The 306-nt window shown below is 53.6% G+C and carries 2 tRNA genes; both read left to right on the forward strand.

What is annotated here, in order from left to right:
• The first annotated feature begins 45 nt into the window (after nt 1–45).
• A tRNA-Ile gene (locus U5771_RS35455) sits at nt 46–122 on the forward strand.
• A gap of 44 nt (nt 123–166) precedes the next feature.
• Nucleotides 167–242: transfer RNA gene (locus U5771_RS35460), tRNA-Ala, on the forward strand.
• The last annotated feature ends 64 nt before the right edge of the window (nt 243–306 follow it).

A 306-nucleotide genomic window follows, 5' to 3' on the forward strand; every position in this document is an offset into this window, starting at 1 on the left:
TTGAGCGCTCACGCTTATCGGCTGTAAATTTAAAGACAGACTCAGGGGTCTGTAGCTCAGTCGGTTAGAGCACCGTCTTGATAAGGCGGGGGTCGTTGGTTCGAATCCAACCAGACCCACCATTGTCTTGTCTGGCGGTAGGTACCTGAGGTCATCTGTACTCAATGGGGGCATAGCTCAGCTGGGAGAGCACCTGCTTTGCAAGCAGGGGGTCGTCGGTTCGATCCCGTCTGCCTCCACCAATCTTCAATGACAAGCGTTCGACTTGGGTCGAATCTTTGTCATTGGCGATTGAGCCAGTCAGAG

Origin of the sequence: Burkholderia sp. BCC1977 (genome assembly GCF_905339595.1) — a bacterium.
Lineage (GTDB): Bacteria > Pseudomonadota > Gammaproteobacteria > Burkholderiales > Burkholderiaceae > Burkholderia.